The organism is Saliterribacillus persicus (assembly GCF_003337485.1).
In the GTDB taxonomy this organism is placed as follows: domain Bacteria; phylum Bacillota; class Bacilli; order Bacillales; family Amphibacillaceae; genus Saliterribacillus; species Saliterribacillus persicus.
On the sequence record NZ_QPJJ01000007.1, the window covers coordinates 208,312 to 225,182 of the forward strand.

Here is a 16,871-nt window from a genome sequence, read left to right on the forward strand (position 1 = left end):
CTAACATTATTTTTATTTAATATTATAAAAACATAAAATAAATAACTAAAATCTATAAAAAATGGAATTTTAACCCTTTATTTTTGTGTGTGATTACAAGGAAATTAGGTTGAGTTATATAAAATAACAAAAGATGTTAACTTTATTGACGTTATCGTTAAAAGCCAAGTATAGTGTATATATACCAAGCAAACATAGCAAAAAATGGAGGTGAGGAAATGGAAGATCGTTGGCAAGCCTTCAACGATTTATATACAACAGTGGATCCTTTAAAAAGTGGAATATTAGATCAAAATATTTTCACTGTAAAAGATGTTTTTTCGATTAAAGGAATAGTAAATACAGCAGGAAATCCTGATTGGGAGAAAACACATCTCCCATCTGAGAGAACCGCCAAATCGATTGAGACATTATTAGAAAATGGAGCAAAGTTGTTTGGAAGAACACATACCGATGAATTGATGTATAGTCTCAATGGTGAAAATTATCATTATGGGACCCCGATTAATCCTAAAGCGTCAACTAGAATACCTGGTGGCTCTTCTAGTGGTTCAGCAGTTGCTGTTAGTGCAGGAGTCGTTGATTTTGCACTTGGAACCGACACAGGGGGCAGTGTAAGAATACCTGCAAGTTATTGTGGTGTATATGGGTTAAGACCAACACATAACAGTATCGATATGGAGGAAGTTATTCCTCTAGCTGAAAGCTTTGACACCCTTGGAATTATGACTTCTAGCATTGATAAGTTAATTGATGTAACAAAAGTTTTAACCAGACAACAGTCAACAAACAAGTCTCCCTTTAAAGATGTGATTTTTCCTACAGAAGTCTGGGAGATGATAGATGAAGAAATAAAAGATAGCTTACATTCTTCATCTCAGTTGCTAATTAACCATTTATCCACAACTGAAAGAAAAATAACAACTGATGGTTTAGAAAAATGGATGGATACGTTTAGAACCATCCAGGGATATGAAATTTGGAGAAATCATGGTAAGTGGATCACCGAAGTAAATCCCAGATTTGGCCCTGGAATTATGGAGCGATTTTTATGGACACAAACGATTGAGAAACAAAAATTCAATCAAGCTAAAAGAGTCCGAGACAAGATAAAAGAGAACATGATTCAAATGTTAAGCACAGATACAATTATCGCATTGCCAACTTCTCCTGCTATTGCCCCTCTATTAAACACAAGTGGAGAGACATTGCAAAATCATCGAAAGAAATTATTAATGATGACAAGTATTGCCGGGTTAAGTGGATTGCCACAGGTAAGTTTACCTCTTCATCAACATAAAGGTGCACCGATAGGATATTCACTTATCGCAGGGCCTAATCAAGATGTAAAGTTACTTGAATTTGTTAAAAAAATACTTATTCAAAATAGTAATGTAAACCAAGAACTAGTCGGGGGGTGAAATAATCTATGAAACTAGCTACTGTCTATCACGAAAAAACAGAGAAGGCTGCTATCGTTCATGAAGACTCTGTTTTTTTAATCGAAACCTTAAATGAAATGGAAAATAAGTCATGGGCTACAGATATATTTTCTTTAATAGAAACAAACAAAGTAGAAGAAATTGAAAATTGGTATAAAACTGTAGGGAAGAAGCTGCTTGATCGTTGTGTAGCCGTTGATAAATTAAAAATAAAATTTGCTCCCTTATATCGGAGCCCAAGAAAAATTTGGGGTGTTGGCTTAAATTACACAGAAGGTAAAACGGATCTTAAGCACATTTCTTATCAGGATCCTGTAAGTTTCATGAAACCAGACACCACTATAATTGGTCCAAATGATGCAATCCACATACCTAAAGCTTCGACGAATACAACTGCTGAAGCGGAGCTTGCAATCATTATAGGTAAATCTTGTAGGGATATTAATGAAGAACAAGCAAAAAGTGTGATCGCAGGCTATACCACAGCATTAGATATGACAGAAGCTGACATCCATGCGGAAAATCATCGTTATTTAACTAGAGCAAAGAGCTTTGACACATTTTTTAGCTTTGGACCTGAAATGATTACACCATCCTCATTTGAAAATGTCGATGCTTTAACAGTTAAGACAGTGCAAAACGAAAAAGAAGTCCATCAAAATAAAGTTGAAAATATGCGGTTTAATCCATTCTTTATTATTGCTTTTCATTCAAAAGTAATGACCCTGCTACCAGGAGATATCATTCTTACTGGAACTCCTGGAGCGACAGTAATAAGGGATGGGGATTTGATAGAAGCACATATAACAGGTTTTTCACCATTAATTAATACGGTTATTCAAACTAATTAAAAGGGGAGAAAAAAATGAGAAAATATCTAAAGGAATTATCTATAGTTACAGGGATGATGTTATTTATTGTTGGTTGTAGTGGAGACGGGGATGAAGAAAATACAGCTACAGCATCAGAAGTTAATGAAGAAGTTTATGAGATGAAGCTTCACCATGATTTAGCTGCAGATAGTCCGCAACACGTTGGTGCAGAAAAGTTCAAGGAAATAGTTGAAGAAAAAACAGAAGGTCAAGTCGAAGTGAAATTATTCCCTTCAGGTCAATTGGGTGATGATGTGGAAGTCGCAGAATTAATTCAAAGTGGAAGTGTCGAATCAGGGATAATACCTACTGCTAAACTTTCAACGTTTGACGCAAGCATGCAGCTACCAGACTTACCATTTTTATTTCCTGGCAGAGAAGCTGCTTATGAGGTTTTAGATGGCGAAGTTGGAAAAGAATTGCTCGCTGGTTTAGATGACATAGGATTAACAGGGGCATCTTTTTGGGAAAGTGGATTTAAACAATTTACAAACAACGTGAGAATCGAGTCCCCATCTGATTTTGAAGGATTGAAAATAAGAACGATGGAAAGTCCAATAGTAATTGAACAATTTAATGCTTTAGATGCTAATCCTGTGCCAATCTCTTTTGCTGAAACGTATAACGCATTGCAACAAAATGTAGTAGACGGTCAAGAAAATCCATTGGTTTCAATTGTAAAAATGAAGTTTTATGAGGTGCAGGATTATACCATCATTTCTAACCATGGTTATCTTGCCTACGCATTCTTAATGAGTAAAGACTGGTTTGAAGATTTACCAGAGGATATTCAAACAGTTTTATTAGAAGCTAGTCAAGAAGCTGCTGAATTTGAACGTGAAGAAACTATTGCGCAGGAAGAAGGATTCATTCAAACGATTGAAGATTATGGAGTTGAAGTCTACGAATTATCTGATGAACAAATTTCAGAATTTCAAGAGGCGACTAGAGGAGTTCATGATCAATTTGCTGATGAAATTGGTGCTGATCTATTAGAGAAAACCTATGAAACTATTGAGAATATGAATGAATAATTAAAAACGAAGGAGGTTATAAATCATGCAAAAAATATTAGGAACTTTTGATAAAATCGAAAAAACCATTGTCGCACTAGGTATATTTCTAACCTCCGTTATCATTTTTGTGAATGTAGTTTTACGATATTTCTTTGATTCTGGTTTTGTATGGGCAGAAGAAGCAGTTCGCTATATTATTATTTACATTGTAATGTTGGGATCTTCCCTAGCTATTACGAAAAATGAGCATATAGCAGTTACGCTTTTAGAAACTTCTAATGTGAAATGGTTTGCTCATCTCGTCTATGGGATTCAAAATATAGCATCGTTAGCTTTTACAGTAATTATCACAGTATTAGGAATTGAAATTGTGGAGTCGCTTCATTCGACTTCACAAATTTCACCAGCTATGCAAATTCCGATGTGGTGGGTGTATCTTGTTTTTCCTCTTAGCTCCTTGATGATGTCAGTCCGTCTTATCGTAAATATTATCCAATGGATGCGGACACATCAAATACCAACTCAAGGAGGAGAAGTAGAATGATCTGGTTTTTTATATTATTACTTGTCCTAGTTTTTACTGGGATGCCGATGTTTATAGCTATAGCAGGATCTGTATTATTAATGCTCGTAGGATTTTCAGATATTCCAGCACAGACAGTTGTGCAACGTATGTTTTCTGGTTTAAATCAGTTTCCTTTAATGGCTATTCCTTTATTCATTTTAGCTGCAAACTTAATGGGGCGGGGCGGGATCTCAAAACGTGTTATCGCCTTAACGAATGCTTTAATTGGAAAAGTTCCAGGGGGAATGTCAGTATCTGTCGTGCTAGCTTGCCTATTCTTTGGCGCGATTTCTGGTTCTAGCCCAGCTACAGTGGTAGCGATTGGTAGTATGATGTTACCTGCAATGATTAAACGAAATTATCCAGAACCTTTTGCAGCAGGTTTAATTGGTTCTACATCATCGCTTGGTATTATTATACCCCCAAGTATAACCATGATTGTTTATGGTGCTGTAACTGGAACCTCTGTTGGTGAACTATTTATTGCAGGGCTTAGTGCAGGTGTAGTTTTTGCGATTGTCTTTATCATTTACTGTATCTATTATGGGAAAAAGCATAACCTTGTAAGTGATGAACCTTGGAGTATTCATGAAATTATGTTTCGAACAAAGGATGCATTATTTGGTTTAGGAATTCCCATCATTATTATCGGTGGAATCTATGGAGGTTTTTTCACTCCAACTGAATCTGCTGGTGTTGCAGTAATCTATGCGTTTTTCATTACAATGTTTGTCTATAAGGAAATGAGTTGGAAGGACTTATTCAATGTTTTGGTTAATTCTGGTAAAACCACTGCTACTGTAATGGTGATTTTGGCTTCAGCATCTGTTCTTTCTTGGTACTTAACGGTTGAACAAGTTACCGTTCAAATAACAGAGTATATGACAAGTTTAACCGATAATAAAATTATTATTTTACTGCTGATCAATCTCATTATATTGGTTGCAGGAATGTTTTTAGATGGATCTTCTTTGATTGTAATTCTTGCGCCTTTATTTTATGCAATTGGTATTTCCTATGGCGTTGATCCAGTTCATCTTGGTGTAATTATGACAGTCAATTCAGCAATAGGTATGTTTACTCCACCATTTGGGTTAAACTTATTCGTACTGATGGGTATATCAAAACAAAGTCTTTTAAAATTATCTAAAGGAATGATACCTTTTATTGCTATTTCTTTAATCGTATTAGCAATAATTACGTATATCCCTTCCGTTTCTTTATTCCTTCCCAATTTAATGTATGGGAAATAAAATATTTATGCAGTTTAGGATTAAGGTGGTAAAATAATGGACTTTCAGGATAGGGCCTTATTAATAAAAAATGCTTTTGTTTATACTTCTACTTATAACGAACCAAAATTTAAGAGGAAATCTATATTAATTCAAAATGGAAAAGTAAAACAGGTGTGGAACGGCCCAATTACTGATGATTGGAATCAAAAAGTAATTATTTGGGATGCTAGTAACACATATTTAACACCACCATTTTCTAATGGTCATAGTCATTCGTATACAGGAATTTTAAAAAGAACAGTAGGTGCCCTACCACTTGATCTATATATGTTAGAAGCGATTGCATATGGTCAGAATAGATCTACCTCGCTAATATATGACAGTACATTATTACACGGGTATGAATTGCTTCGAAACGGCTATCAAATGACGGTTGATCATTTCTCTGAACGGCCAAGTCTATCGATAGAAGGTTTAGCATCTGCAATAAATGCATATCGTAAGTTAGGTCTTAAAAGTGTACTTGCTCCTATGTTTGCGGATAAGCCTTATTTAGCCACTTTACCTTTTAGTGAAATGAAAGAAGAAATAAAAGATGTTGCGAATATAAAAGCGTACGAAAAATTAATCTCAACACTCCTGAAGGATTTTGCTAGTGAACAGAACATCGCTTTTGCACTTGGAGTAGACGGTGTCCAGCGGTGCTCAGATTATTTATTAGAAAGAACAAGCGCTTTAATGAAAGATTTTAATATAGGTTGGCATTCACATCTATTAGAATCACATACACAATGGACTTATAGTCATTTAGCAGGAGAGTCGCTTGTGAAAAGGATAGATCGCCACGGCTTATTAAATGAAAAGAGTGTTTTTGCTCATGCAATATGGACTACTGAAAGTGACCGGAAACGAATGGCGGATAAGGGTGCTAGTATTGTTCATTGTACGTGTAGTAATCTTCATCTCGGTTCAGGCATCTGTCCAATTCACCGCTATCAAGCATATGATATACCATGGTTTTTGGGTACGGATGGGTTTAATTGTGGGACCTTGAATGCTTTTGAACTCATGCGACAAGCTGCAAGGACCAGTCGGATTGCCAGTGATGATAGGTTAGAATGGCTGAGGGCAGAAGATGTATTCAAAAAAATGATTAAACCCACTAATTTATGCAAAGATGATTGGATTACAGAATTTCTAGCAGAAGGTCAACCTGCAAGCTTTCTGGCCTTTCATTATCAAGATATAGAACCGGCTGAATTTTTTGATGAAGTTGTTTACTATGAAAATGGAGAAAACATGCGGGATATTATGATGGAAGGTTCTTGGATTAAAAAAGAGGGAATTGATCTTGTATATAATGAGGATATTAGGTGTTCCGCTACTCGTTTAAAAGAGCTACAATTAGATTATGAAATACAATTAAAAGAAGCAAGAACTAATTTTGGTTTTGTCGATAATATTCTATCGAAATCATGGGAATACGCACTGGATTATTTTCCTGAGCAATTACCAAAGTTATATAAACGGTAAGAGCATGTCTTTTTATAAGACGTGCTCTTTTTTATGAAAGAGTAAAATGTACCGGACTATAGTAAAGCAAAACGAAGGCTGTCTCCATTATGAATTGGCGGTAAGCTATAGTTTTTCTAATGTCGCATAAGATAATGATTTCATTCTGTTAAAGTACTTTGAATTGATAGTGGTATATTAAAACTTACGTATCGGAAGAAAAATGATGCATTTCTTGACATTTTGTACTATTGGTAGGATTCTATAAGTAAGTGCTTACCAGAGAGGATGTCGAATATGAAAATAGATCAAAAGGATAAGAAGATTTTGGAGTTGCTAGCTCAAAATGGACGGATGTCTTACGTGGATATTGGTAAAGAATTGGAGTTGTCTAGAGTAGCGGTGCGAGAGCGTGTGAATCAGTTAATTGATGCTGGTGTAATAGAAGGATTTAGTGCAATTATTAATTCTGAAAAAGTCGGGAAAAAAGTTTCTGCTTTTTTTGAGGTGGATTGTGAGCCAGCCTCGTTAGTAAATGTTGCTGAAAGCTTAGCTGATAACCCTAGTGTTGCGAGCTGTTATCAGATGACAGGTCCAAGTACGCTTCACATGCATGTCTTGGTAGAGGATTTTACAAAATTAGAATCCTTTATTAATGAAGAGTTGTATAGTTTAAATGGGATAACAAGAGTAGAAAGTCATATATTACTTCGCCGATTTAAAAGCAGAATAGGATTAAAATTATAAAATACAAGTTATTTTAAAAATCCTGTTCCCCTAATATTGTATAAACAAAAAGGGGTAACAGGAAAGAATATAATGAAATAATTCCACTAAGACAAAAATATTGCACCATAAAATAGCGCGCCAATTATAACAAATGCTGGATGAACTTTAAATTTTCCGAGTAGTAACAAACTTACTACAACTAAAAATGCAGTTTGCATCCAACCTTCGTTTTGATAAGACTGAAAAAAGAATTGATATGTCATGACACCTAACAACACCGCTATTGTGGGGCGAATGAACATTGTCATTCTTTTTACTTTAGGTGAATTTTTATATTTATACAAAATACTTAATAAGACAATCATTAGAATTAAAGAAGGTGCTACTGTTGCAAAAGTTCCAACTACTGCACCTAAAAGTCCACCTTGTTCATATCCGATATAACCTGCCATTTTTGTTGCAATTGGGCCTGGCAATGCGTTGCCGATTGCAAGTACTTCTCCAAACTCATTAATAGATAACCATTCATAGCGATTAACTACTTCATTTTGTATTAGTGGAATACTTGCGGGTCCACCACCATAACCAATTATACCGGGGATGAAGAAGGCCATGAAAATTTCCCAATATATCATTGCTTCACTTCCTCTGTTGTAGTTGATTGTTTTGGCGTTGTAAGAAATGCGACGATTAATAAAATAATAATGATAATGGCAGGGTGGAAGCCAAGTAATTCTAAAAAAAATAAACTTCCGATTGTTAGTCCTATGCTAAATTTCCAGCCAAGATCTTTTTTAGCTTTAATAAAGAACTCCCACGTTAAGATACCGAGCATTACCCCGACCACAGGAACAATGGCGCTTGTCATGCCATTAACCCAGTTAAGTTCGCTAAAGGTACTTAAAGAAACAAGGAGAACAATCATGGCAATGATGGAGGGAACAATCGTTGCTAAAACAGCATTGATAACACCTAACCATCCAGCAACTTGATAGCCAATGTATCCAGCCATTTTGGTAGCGATCGGACCTGGTAAAGTGTTGCCTATAGCTAATACATCACCAAATTCATCATTATTCATCCATTTATAATGGTCCACTACTTCTTTATGAACGAGAGGAATGGAAGAAGGACCGCCACCATAACCTAAGATACCAACCTTAAAAAAAGCCCAAAAAATATGAAGATGTGTCATTTCGTCTCTCCTTTTTGAAAAATGCTAACTCTTGTTGTTATTTTAACACAAAAATGATACAATTGTTAATATAATATCAAAAATAAATTAACAAAAGATAATTATTTTGATTTTTATATAAATTTAGTAAGGAAGAATAGGAGAATGAAAATGGATGCACATCGACCAACAATAATGGCTAAAAATGGGGCGGTGACGTCACCTCATTATTTAGCTTCTCAAGCTGGTATAAAGATATTACAGAATGGTGGAAACGCTATTCATGCCGCAATCGCAATTGCTTCCACATTGAGTGTTGTTTACCCTCACATGAATGGGTTGGGTGGAGATAACTTTTGGCTGATATATAATCAAAATGAAAAAGAGCTAAAAGGCTTAAATGCGAGTGGTCGTGCAGGGGGAAAAGCAAGTATTCCTTATTATAAAGAAAGAGGGTTTCTGAAAATCCCCGAAAGAGGTGGTCTTTCTGCGAATACAGTACCTGGAGCATTATCTGGATGGGTAGAAGCATATCATTATGCAGAGGAAGCAATGGATCAAAGTTTCTCGTGGGAGAAATTACTTGAAGATGCGATTGACTATGCAGAGAATGGTTTTCCAATTACCGATAGCCAAATTAAAATGGCAGATCAATTTTTAAATGAAGAATATATTAGTAGATTACGTGAAAAGCATTTTAATAATTTTTATTCTATCTTTCTCAGTCCAATAGAAAAAAAGAAAGCAATTGGAGCATTATTTTTTCAAAAAGATTTAGCTACTACGCTGCGCAAAATTGCTTCAGATAAAGGATATTCTTTTTATCATGGAGAGCTTGCAGAGAAAATGGTCAATGCCCTTCATGAGGAAGACGGTGTACTGCAATTAGATGACTTTTCCAATCACCGGGCAGACTGGATAAGTCCCTTATCTGTAAACTACCGAGGATTAGATGCATATAATTTACCTCCAAACACACAAGGAATAGCATCTCTTTCTATTTTAAATATTCTAAATCAATTTAATTTATCAGAAATGTCAGCTCAAGACCCCGATTATTACCATTTAATTGTAGAAGCTACTAAACTTGCATTTCGAGACCGTGATGAATGGGTAACGGACCAAAATGAAATAATTCCTCCTACGGAAAAATTGTTATCTCCTACTTATGCTCAAGAACTAGCAAAATCTATAGGTTTGGATAAAGCAACTAAATTACAAACCAAACTTGACCCGAAAGGAGATACAGTTTGGTTCGGTGTAGTTGATAAATGGGGAAATGCTGTTTCGATGATTCAAAGTATTTATCATGAGTATGGTTCTACCGTCGTGCCAAAAGACACAGGTATATTGTTACAAAACCGCGGTTGTTTTTTCTCATTAGACCCGGACCATATTAATAGTTTAAAATCTGGAAAGAGAACATTTCACACCTTGAACCCTGCGATGTTATTTAAGAATGGCCGCCCATATCTCGTATACGGCACCATGGGTGGGGAAGGTCAACCTCAGACACAAGCAGCGCTCGTAACAAAAATTGTAGATTATGGTTACGATGTGCAAGCGGCAATTGAAGCACCAAGATGGCTATATGGTCGAACATGGGGGGCTGAGTCAAACTCTTTAAAAGTAGAAAACAGAATTAATCCTTCAGCTTTGAAAGGTCTATTAGAGAAGGGGCATGAAATTGAAAAGGTCGATGCCTTCTCTGATATGATGGGGCATGCAGGTATTATTAAAATAGATAGTCGTGGTGTGAAATTTGCAGGTGCAGATCCACGCAGTGATGGGCAAGCACTAGGTTATTAGAAGATGAAGGCATAGGGAATAAAACTCCTAATGCCTTCGCTTAAAGGAGCAGCATATACGTATAATTTAACTTTTCTAAACTTTTCGCACTTTTATCTTGAATTCAAGATAAAAGTGCTGTAAACTAATAATCAGTTATCTTGAATTCGAGATATTATACCTTGTATAAAAATTTACAGGGTGGGAACAACAATAACTAGTATATTGAAAAGGAGAATGAAAAAGATGGTTAAAATTGCGGTAATTTATTATAGTTCAACAGGTACGAATTATCAATTAGCTAATTGGGCAGTGGAAGCTGTAAAAGAGGCTGGGGCAGAGGTTCGATTAGTTCGAGCAGAAGAAACTGCACCACAAGCAGCAATCAATTCAAATCCAGCTTGGAAAAAACATATCGAAGAAACAAAAGAAGTTCAAATAGCATCATCTGATGACATAGAGTGGGCTGATGGCATTATTTTTAGCACACCAACTCGTTTTGGAACTTTACCTTCACAAATGAAGCAATTTATTGATATGCAAGGTGGCCTATGGGCTAGTGGAAAAACAATCAATAAGGTAGTTAGTGCCATGTCTTCGGCGTCTAATTCTCATGGTGGCCAAGAGGCTACGATTTTAAATTTATATACAGCGATGATGCATTGGGGTACTATTATTGTTCCGCCAGGATATACAGACCCAGTTACCTTTGAATCTGGAGGGAATCCATATGGAACAAGTGTGACACAAGGCCAAGACGGTTCCATGGTAGAAGATGTAGAAGCGGCAGTAAAGCATCAAGCAAAACGAACAGTTGAGATAACAGAAAAAATACATGGTTAATGATCAAGAATTGAAAAAGGATATGCTCCTTTTTCAATTCTTTTTTTTTGTAATAAAAAATTAAGTGCTAAATCCAGTGTGTTTGGAGCATGTAATACAGATGAAATTTTATGCTCTACTTACTCCGAAAAATCGTTTGGAAGTGACATCTTTTTTTAAAACAGTTAGAATGAGTGGAAAGAAACCTTTATATTTCTTATGTATTTACATGTATGGGAAAGAGGGGAAAAAATGCCAAGTGAAATTAAAGATACATATTACGTAGGTATTGGCGCATCAGCCGGAGGGTTAGAATCCTTAGAACAGTTTTTTACAGCAATTCCAAGCGACACTGGAATGGTTTTCATTGTAGTTCAACATTTATCCCCTGATTTCAAGAGTATGATGGATGAATTATTAGAGCGTCATACTCAAATGCCTATTGATGTTATTAAAGATGGAATGATAACAGAGCCCAATCATATATATTTAATTCCTCCTAGAACCAACTTATCCATTTATCACGGGAAATTATTTTTAGAAGAACAAGCTATGCGTGAGCAAATCCCTTTGCCAATTGATTCATTTTTCAAATCATTAGCTACAGATCAAGAGGAAAATGCAGTTGGTATCATCTTATCTGGTACTGGTAGCGATGGGACAGTTGGCCTTAAAGCGATAAAAGAAAAAAGTGGTCTAGTTATTGCAGAAGATCAAAAAAGTGCAAAATTTGACGGTATGCCGCGGAGCGCTATATCGACAGGTCTGGTAGATTATATTCTCGCCGCAAAAGACATGGCAGAGGAATTAGTACATTATATAAAACATCCTGTAGTTCATGAACAAGATACACAAGAACCTTCAGAGAAAAGTCAAGATGAATTAACCAGGGCAAGCATGATTATGCGAAATCATTGTGGGATAGATTTTTCAAGCTATAAAGAAACGACAATGATTAGAAGAATAAATAGACGTATTAAAGTTAATAGATTGCATTCCTTTAAAGAATATGTAAGTTATCTAGCTGAATCGGAAGAAGAACGAAATATCTTAAGAAGGGAACTATTTATTGGTGTAACAGGTTTCTTTCGTGATGAGGATGCGTTCGCTAAACTAGAAGAGAAGGTATTACCGCAAATTGATTTTGAGAAGGATACCATTCGCGTGTGGTCAGCTGGTTGTTCTACAGGTGAAGAAGTTTATTCCTTAGCTATTATGTTGCAAGAGCATATGCATCAGATTAACAGTAAAGCTGAGGTGAAAATATTTGCTACAGATGTTGACGAGTATGCACTTGAAATGGCGGGTACAGGATACTATCCTGATAGCCTTTTAGCAAATGTAGAGCCAAAATTAATCACTCGGTATTTCATTAAAAAAACAGATGGATTTCAAGTAAAAGAGAGTATTAGGAAAATGATCGTATTTGCTAAGCATAATATTTTAAAGGATCCTCCTTTTTCAAGATTAGACATGCTTGTTTGTAGAAATCTTTTTATCTATTTGAAAAGTGAGAAGCAGCATCAGGTCTTAGAAAAGTTTTACCATTCTCTCCATCCAAATGGTTTTTTATTTCTTGGAAGCAGCGAGTCGATAGGTGACTTGTCTGTTGCTTATAAAGTTGTAGACAGTAAGTGGAAGATTTATCAATATAAACCAGGGTATCGCCCAGCTACCATTTCCAATGTAACGTATTCAGATCGTAGGGCGCAACGAGTTGATCAAAATGATGACCAGAACCAAATGATTCGAATTGAGAAGGTTTTACAGCAGGGTTTGGAGTCAATTTCTCCTCCTTCCATTGTGATTGATAGCAAAGAGCAAATTATTCATGTGGTAAATGATGTATCATCATTTATCAAAACGCAACCTGGTAGATTTTCTAATAATTTCAATTCAAACATGTCAAAAGAATTAGCGCTATTTATTCATAATTTAATGAGACGATTAAAATCAGATCGAACTAGTTCGATTGTGCAACCAATCGGGTTTTTAGGTGACAACCAAAAGCATTTAACCTTAAAGGGTTACTTATTAGAAATTCAGAAAACAGATTTCTTTTTTATTAGTTTTATTGAAGCGGATAAAGAAGAAAATGAATCCTTGGTTGAAGTTGATATGTCAGATGAAGTAAATGAACGAGTACAACATCTAGAGCAACAATTACAGCAAGCAAGAGAAGGTCTGCAAGCTACAGTGGAAGAATTAGAGACTTCTAATGAAGAATTACAGTCTTCAAATGAAGAGTTAATTGCTTCTAATGAAGAATTGCAAAGTACAAACCAAGAACTACAATCTGTAAATGAAGAATTATATACGGTAAATAAAGAACATCAAGCTAAAATAGATCAACTTACCGAATCAAATAACGATCTAAATAATTTAATACGTAATACTGAAATAGGAGCACTCTATTTAGATAATAAATTGCAAATAAGGCGAATTACTCCGATAATGACGAGTTTAACTAATATTAGGGAGTCTGATATCGGGAGACCCATCTCGCATTTAACTGTGATGGATCAATATCCAAGCTTAACGGATGATATTTATAAAGTACTTGATACCTTAGAATCGATGGAAAAAGAGATTTATAGTTCCGACGGAAGTTATTGGTTTTCTAAAATAAGACCATATCGTACAGAGTACAATTCTGTTGATGGTATTATTGTGACCTTAATGGAAATAACAAATTTAAAAAACGAACAATCTAAAGTTAATCGTGGTGAAAAAAGGTTAAGTACGCTTATGGATCAAGGTAAGCTTGCTTGGTGGGAATTTAATGTTCCTGAAAATCACTTTGTGCATGCGCCGAAGCGTTCAGAAATGCTAGGCTACAAAAACTCAGATTTCCCAAAATGTTTAGAAGAATTATTGGAAATCGTTCATGAAGATGATAAAGAAAAAGTAGCAAATGAAATAGAATTAGTCCAAACAGGAAAGAAAGAATCTTTTAATATTTCCTATCGTATGCTCCATAATGATCAATCTTATGTTTGGTTTCATGACCAAGGGGAAGTAGTAGAAAAAGACGATCAAAATTATCCTGTAAAACTAGCAGGAATCGTAACTATGTTACATTCCAACAAGTAGATTACATCATTTTATTATAAAATATGCTTCTAATTTTCTCACTATCATTATTTCCTCAAGAGTTAAAAATCATACGAAGGAGAAGTCGACATGAGGCACATCGAAAAATTGATTGATGAATTGTTGAATAAGGAAGAATCCCTCGATTATTCTTCAAAAACCAAGGATGAAATTATTACGCAGATCTCTGTTTTCCATGAAGAGTTACGTTATCAAAATGATGAATTAAAGAGAATGAATGAGGAGTTAACCTCTCTTCATCAAAATTATGAGTCTATTTTCATGGAAGCCCCAATTGCTTATCTAATCTTAGATGAGGATTTTAAGGTTGAAAAATATAATGTAGATGCTGTTCATTTATTTGAGACAGACCGTATAAAAGGTAACATTATTCACCCCTATCTCCATCCTGATAGTCAAGACCGGTTTTATTTCCATTTAAAACACTTGGCGGAAAAGAAAGAAAGTCACAGTACGGAGATTGATATTCTAATTGGAACTAAGAAAAAGCATGTAAAGCTGCATAGCAATTATATAGAAAGACCGTCTGATGGTGCACCTAGTTATCGGTTAGCTATTATTGATGAGACGAAAGAAAATGAACAGAGAAAGCAAATCGAATATTTAAGCTACCATGATCAGTTAACAGGGGTATATAATAGACACTTTTTAAATGGAGAAATAGAAAAACTGAATAAAGATGATTTATTACCAATGGGATTAATCTTAGCTGATTTAAATGGTTTAAAATTAATTAATGATACATTTGGCCATCAGGCAGGAGATCAAATGATCATTATAGCGGTTAATATCATAAAGGCTTATTTACCTGAAGGAAGCTCGATTGCCAGAATAGGCGGCGATGAATTTATCATTTTACTTTCTAATACAGATGAATTATCTGCTAAAGCACTAGTTAAACAACTGGAAAAAGCTTGTGAATCTATACCTTTAAAAGATTTGTATTTATCTGTAGCATTTGGCTATGGCTTGAAACAGACTGTAGACGAATCATATGAAACCGTATTTAAAGAGGCAGAGGATCGTTTATATCGAAATAAACTTTTCCATCATTCAAGTAATAGAAAAGGTATCATTGATGCGGCACTTGCTAGTTTATATGAAAAGCACCCACAAGAACAGGCGCATAGTGTAAGAGTTAGTCAATTAGCCATGAAAGTGGGAGAGGTCCTTGGATTAGGCGAATCCCAAGTACTTCGGTTAAAAACGGCTGGTTTATTGCATGATATCGGTAAAATTACATTAGACTATAAACTTTTTGAAAAGAATCTAGAATTAACTCCACAAGAAAAAGAATCACTGAAAAAACATGTAGAAGTAGGCTATCGTTTATTAAATTCCTCGACTGAATTTGCAGATGTCGCAGATGTAGTTTTATATCACCATGAATATTATAATGGAAAAGGTTATCCGCGAGGCTTACATGAGGAACAAATTCCACTTGAATCTCGGATAATAGGTTTATGTGAAGCCTATGACGTAGTAGTTCACGGAAGAAAACATCGTAAAGGTTTATTGAAGGAAGATGCAGTTCAATACTTATTTGATAATGCGGGAAAACGATTTGATCCTGCTTTAGTTGATGTACTAGTGAACGATGTGTTAAAACAACGCTAAAGAAAAATCTTGATTGTGTCACTTTTTGACTAATGGCTATCATAATAATAAACCTTGAATATTTTCTGAATATATGGCAAAGTAAGATTGTACAATTGAATCGTGTGATGTAGGGGGACCAGTGATGCTGGTTGAGATTTTATCCGTGAGATAGAGACCCTTAGAACCTGATCTGGTTAGCACCAGCGTAGGGAACATATAGAACTTAACAGGTACTGTATGCGCTCTGGGCTAATGTCTAGAGCTTTTTTGTTTTTGCAGGCTCTAAAATATATGTTGGGGTAAAGAAAAAATTCAGACAAATAAAAACACGCAATCTCCTAATTTTGATAAACTTTGTTTAGACCAATAAACAAAACACAAAAAGGAGATGCGTGTAAGTGAATTCTAACATTTTTTTACCAGGATTAGAAGCGTTTGTCGTTACGAAATCATGTGTGGAAGATGGTTCCTATCAACTTCATGTAGAATTGGAGCGAGAACCTCATCGTTGTCCCTGTTGTGAACAACGAACAGAAAAAGTCCATGATTATCGTGTGCAAAAAATTCAACACCAATATATTTTTGGGAGACCAACCACTTTATTCTATCGGAAGCGTAGATATGTTTGTGAAAATGAAGCATGTAGAAAACGATTCTATGAAGATAATGCAATGGTAGAACGCTATCAAAGACAATCTGTAGAGTTTAAACAAGCAATGGGAGTTGAATTAATCCACGGGAAGAACTTTAAGGATGTCGCTTCTCGATTTGGAACCTCTCCAACCACGGTGATGCGTCGTTTTGATCACATAAGTTCTTCCATGTTAAGTGAGACAAAACAGTTACCAGAAATTATAGCGATTGATGAATATAAAGGGGATGCAGGGGGAGAAAAATATCAAACGATTATCGCAGATCCCATTGAAAGGAAACCCTTGGATATTCTGAAAGATCGAAAAAAAGAAACCGTGAAGGAATATCTACGTAAACATGGAGATAACGT

The 16,871-nt window shown here is 35.3% G+C and carries 14 protein-coding genes and 1 riboswitch; of the genes, 12 read left to right on the top strand and 2 right to left on the bottom strand.

The genetic code is table 11. The features are described 5' to 3' along the window. Positions 1–218: 218 nt before the first annotated feature. The 7 genes from DFR57_RS10145 (at position 219) to DFR57_RS10175 (ending at position 7,389) form a co-directional block, all read left to right on the top strand. Positions 219–1,421: an amidase gene (locus tag DFR57_RS10145; RefSeq protein ID WP_114353037.1), complete on the top strand. Its 1,203-nt coding sequence runs from the start codon at positions 219–221 to the stop codon at positions 1,419–1,421. A gap of 8 nt (positions 1,422–1,429) precedes the next feature. Beyond that, complete coding sequence (locus DFR57_RS10150; protein ID WP_114353038.1) at positions 1,430–2,293, top strand: fumarylacetoacetate hydrolase family protein; 864 nt, start codon at positions 1,430–1,432, stop codon at positions 2,291–2,293. Between the two features lie 14 nt (positions 2,294–2,307). Further along, positions 2,308–3,348, top strand: a complete 1,041-nt coding sequence (locus tag DFR57_RS10155) for a TRAP transporter substrate-binding protein (protein ID WP_211315361.1) — start codon at positions 2,308–2,310, stop codon at positions 3,346–3,348. A gap of 25 nt (positions 3,349–3,373) precedes the next feature. Further along, positions 3,374–3,874 (top strand): TRAP transporter small permease, encoded by a 501-nt coding sequence (locus DFR57_RS10160; RefSeq protein WP_114353039.1) that lies wholly within the window; start codon positions 3,374–3,376, stop codon positions 3,872–3,874. Next, positions 3,871–5,148, top strand: coding sequence for a TRAP transporter large permease (locus tag DFR57_RS10165; RefSeq protein ID WP_114353040.1), 1,278 nt, complete (start codon positions 3,871–3,873; stop codon positions 5,146–5,148). The genes DFR57_RS10160 and DFR57_RS10165 overlap by 4 nt, the downstream gene beginning before the upstream one ends. Positions 5,149–5,184: 36 nt before the next feature. After that, positions 5,185–6,663 (top strand): amidohydrolase family protein, encoded by a 1,479-nt coding sequence (locus tag DFR57_RS10170; RefSeq protein WP_114353041.1) that lies wholly within the window; start codon positions 5,185–5,187, stop codon positions 6,661–6,663. Positions 6,664–6,939: 276 nt separating this feature from the next. Continuing rightward, positions 6,940–7,389 carry an Lrp/AsnC family transcriptional regulator gene (locus tag DFR57_RS10175; RefSeq protein WP_114353042.1) on the top strand — a complete coding sequence of 150 codons (450 nt, stop codon included), beginning with the start codon at positions 6,940–6,942 and terminating at the stop codon, positions 7,387–7,389. Positions 7,390–7,475: 86 nt separating this feature from the next. Here the strand turns inward: DFR57_RS10175 and DFR57_RS10180 are convergent, their stop codons facing one another. Both DFR57_RS10180 and DFR57_RS10185 read right to left on the bottom strand, forming a co-directional pair. Further along, positions 7,476–8,006, bottom strand: coding sequence for a chromate transporter (locus tag DFR57_RS10180; protein ID WP_114353043.1), 531 nt, complete (start codon positions 8,004–8,006; stop codon positions 7,476–7,478). After that, a complete protein-coding gene (locus DFR57_RS10185) occupies positions 8,003–8,566 on the bottom strand; it encodes a chromate transporter (RefSeq protein ID WP_114353044.1) in 564 nt (187 codons plus the stop codon). The genes DFR57_RS10180 and DFR57_RS10185 overlap by 4 nt, the downstream gene beginning before the upstream one ends. Before the next feature lie 144 nt (positions 8,567–8,710). Between DFR57_RS10185 and ggt the strand changes: the two genes are divergently transcribed. The 5 genes from ggt to DFR57_RS10210 all read left to right on the top strand — a co-directional run. After that, complete coding sequence (ggt, locus tag DFR57_RS10190) at positions 8,711–10,354, top strand: gamma-glutamyltransferase (protein WP_245937439.1); 1,644 nt, start codon at positions 8,711–8,713, stop codon at positions 10,352–10,354. Between the two features lie 225 nt (positions 10,355–10,579). Next, positions 10,580–11,176, top strand: a complete 597-nt coding sequence (gene wrbA / locus DFR57_RS10195) for an NAD(P)H:quinone oxidoreductase (RefSeq protein ID WP_114353046.1) — start codon at positions 10,580–10,582, stop codon at positions 11,174–11,176. A 231-nt stretch (positions 11,177–11,407) separates the two neighbouring features. Beyond that, positions 11,408–14,248, top strand: a complete 2,841-nt coding sequence (locus DFR57_RS10200) for a CheR family methyltransferase (protein WP_114353047.1) — start codon at positions 11,408–11,410, stop codon at positions 14,246–14,248. A gap of 90 nt (positions 14,249–14,338) precedes the next feature. Further along, entirely contained in the window at positions 14,339–15,886 is a 1,548-nt protein-coding gene (locus tag DFR57_RS10205; protein ID WP_114353048.1) for an HD domain-containing phosphohydrolase, read from the top strand. 101 nt (positions 15,887–15,987) lie between these two features. After that, positions 15,988–16,097: riboswitch (TPP riboswitch) on the top strand. Positions 16,098–16,266: 169 nt separating this feature from the next. Then, on the top strand, positions 16,267–16,871 hold a 605-nt coding region (locus tag DFR57_RS10210; RefSeq protein ID WP_147269784.1), incomplete at its 3' end, for a transposase family protein.

What these genes read in the sequence shown, in the direction of transcription:
- DFR57_RS10160 (WP_114353039.1), top strand. Translation starts at nt 3,374, where the DNA reads ATGCAAAAAATATTAGGAACTTTTGATAAAATCGAAAAAACCATTGTC.
- wrbA (WP_114353046.1), top strand. Translation starts at nt 10,580, where the DNA reads ATGGTTAAAATTGCGGTAATTTATTATAGTTCAACAGGTACGAATTAT.
- DFR57_RS10145 (WP_114353037.1), top strand. Translation starts at nt 219, where the DNA reads ATGGAAGATCGTTGGCAAGCCTTCAACGATTTATATACAACAGTGGAT.
- ggt (WP_245937439.1), top strand. Translation starts at nt 8,711, where the DNA reads ATGAAAATGGATGCACATCGACCAACAATAATGGCTAAAAATGGGGCG.
- DFR57_RS10170 (WP_114353041.1), top strand. Translation starts at nt 5,185, where the DNA reads ATGGACTTTCAGGATAGGGCCTTATTAATAAAAAATGCTTTTGTTTAT.
- DFR57_RS10155 (WP_211315361.1), top strand. Translation starts at nt 2,308, where the DNA reads ATGAGAAAATATCTAAAGGAATTATCTATAGTTACAGGGATGATGTTA.
- DFR57_RS10175 (WP_114353042.1), top strand. Translation starts at nt 6,940, where the DNA reads ATGAAAATAGATCAAAAGGATAAGAAGATTTTGGAGTTGCTAGCTCAA.
- DFR57_RS10200 (WP_114353047.1), top strand. Translation starts at nt 11,408, where the DNA reads ATGCCAAGTGAAATTAAAGATACATATTACGTAGGTATTGGCGCATCA.
- DFR57_RS10150 (WP_114353038.1), top strand. Translation starts at nt 1,430, where the DNA reads ATGAAACTAGCTACTGTCTATCACGAAAAAACAGAGAAGGCTGCTATC.
- DFR57_RS10205 (WP_114353048.1), top strand. Translation starts at nt 14,339, where the DNA reads ATGAGGCACATCGAAAAATTGATTGATGAATTGTTGAATAAGGAAGAA.
- DFR57_RS10180 (WP_114353043.1), bottom strand. Translation starts at nt 8,006, where the DNA reads ATGATATATTGGGAAATTTTCATGGCCTTCTTCATCCCCGGTATAATT.
- DFR57_RS10185 (WP_114353044.1), bottom strand. Translation starts at nt 8,566, where the DNA reads ATGACACATCTTCATATTTTTTGGGCTTTTTTTAAGGTTGGTATCTTA.
- DFR57_RS10165 (WP_114353040.1), top strand. Translation starts at nt 3,871, where the DNA reads ATGATCTGGTTTTTTATATTATTACTTGTCCTAGTTTTTACTGGGATG.